The sequence below is a fragment of the Mycobacterium sp. E1715 genome (assembly GCF_001667625.1).
In the GTDB taxonomy this organism is placed as follows: domain Bacteria; phylum Actinomycetota; class Actinomycetes; order Mycobacteriales; family Mycobacteriaceae; genus Mycobacterium.
The window spans coordinates 1-1,841 of sequence record NZ_LZJJ01000394.1; the positions used below are offsets into that span (position 1 = coordinate 1).

Consider the following 1,841-nt stretch of genomic DNA (forward strand, 5'->3'; position numbering starts at 1 on the left):
AGATGCGCCAACCGATTCGACGCCTCGTCCAACTCCCGATACGTCAACGACCGGCCCTCGCACGACACCGCCACCGCACCCGGCGCACGCACCACCTGCGCGGCGAACAACGCCGGAATCGACACCGGCACCCACGGCTCGGCCAACACCGCCCGGTTGCCGAAGTCATCGAGCCTGCGGTGCTCGTCGGCGTCCAGCAGGTCGATCGCCGAGAGCCGAAGGGTCGCGTCGGTCGTCAATGCGACCAGCACCCCCTGCAGGCGGTCGACCAGGGTCTCGATGGTCTCGGTGTCGAACACGTCGGTGCGGAACTCCACCGCACCGCCGATGCCGGCGGGCTGCGCGTCTTCGGTCCAGCGTTCGGCCAACGAGAACACGAGATCCATTCGGGCCGTGTGCGTGTCCAATGGCAGCGCAGCGGCGTGCGCCTCGCCCAGGGTGAGCTCGGCGGGGCCGTCGTTCTGCCAGGTCAACATGACCTGCACCAGGGGGTGATGGGTGAGGCTGCGCGTGGGGTTCAGCCGTTCCACCAGCATCTCGAAGGGCACGTCTTGATGCTCGTAGGCGGCGAGGCTGCGCTGCCGCACCTGGGCCAACACCTCTGCGAGCGTGGGGTTCCGGGCCAGATCGACCCTGAGCACCAAGGTGTTGACGAAGAAGCCGACCAGCTCGTCCAGCACGGGGTCTTGCCGACCCGCGACCGGAAAGCCCACCGCCACATCCGAAGTCGCGCTGACCTTGGCGAGGAGCACCGCCAGCGCGGCCTGGAGCACCATAAAGCTCGTCGCGTTGTGTTCGCGAGCCACCTCGCGCACCCGTCGCTGCAACTCCGCCGGCCATTCCACGGCGACGGTGGAACCCCGGTAGTCGGCCACCGGGGGGTAGGGCCGGTCGGTGGGTAGGGCGAGATGCTCGGGCAGGTCGGCCAGAGCGTGCTGCCAGTACCGAAGCTGCGCGGCGATGGGGCTGTCGGGTTCATCCAGTTCGCCCAGCAGGGACTGCTGCCACAGCGCGTAATCGACATACTGCACCGCAAGTGGCGCCCAATCGGGCGCCTTGCCCGCGCGCCGGGCGGCATAGGCGACTCCGAGGTCGCGCGCCAACGGTACCAGTGACCACCCATCGGCGGCGACGTGGTGGGCGACGGCGACCAACACGTGACGGTCGGCGGTGACCCGGAAAAGGGCTGCGCGCAGCGGGATTTCGGTGGCCAGATCAAAGGTGTGCCGTGCCGTCGCCTCGATGGCACCCTGGAGGCGGTTCGCCGGCCACCCTTCGGCGTCGACCACCCGCCAGCCGAAGTCGGCCCGCTCCGCTGGGATGACCACCTGCTGGGGTGTCCCCTCCGGCGCGACGAACACCGTGCGCAAACTTTCGTGCCGGGCCACCACGTCGGCCAGCGCCGCCCCGAGCGCGTCGACATCGAGGCGTCCGTCCAACTGCATCGCCGCGGACAGGTTGTAGACCGGTGATGGTCCCTGCAACTGATCGGTGAACCACAACCGGCTCTGCGCGAATGACAACGGAATCACCGCCGGCCGCGCACCGGCGACTATTCGGGCCGGCCGGCCCTCACCCGCACGGACATGCGGCGCCAATTGCCGAATCGTCGGCGCCTCGAACAACGTTCGCACCCCGAGGAGCGTGTCGAGGCCGGTATTGATCGCCGCCACCAAACGCATGGCCGACAGCGAGTCCCCGCCCAGGTCGAAGAAGGAGTCGTCGATGCCGACCCGTTCCACGCCCAGCACCTGGGCATAGATACCGGCCAGGATCTCCTCGACGGCATCGCCGGGAGCGCGATAGTGCCCGCCGCCCTGGTAATCAGGCGCGGGCAGGGC

1 protein-coding gene is annotated in these 1,841 nt (G+C 69.0%); it reads right to left on the minus strand.

What is annotated here, in order from left to right; all coding sequences use genetic code 11:
• Positions 1–1,841: condensation domain-containing protein (locus A9X03_RS19305; protein ID WP_231975426.1), on the minus strand; the 1,841-nt coding region annotated here is incomplete at both ends.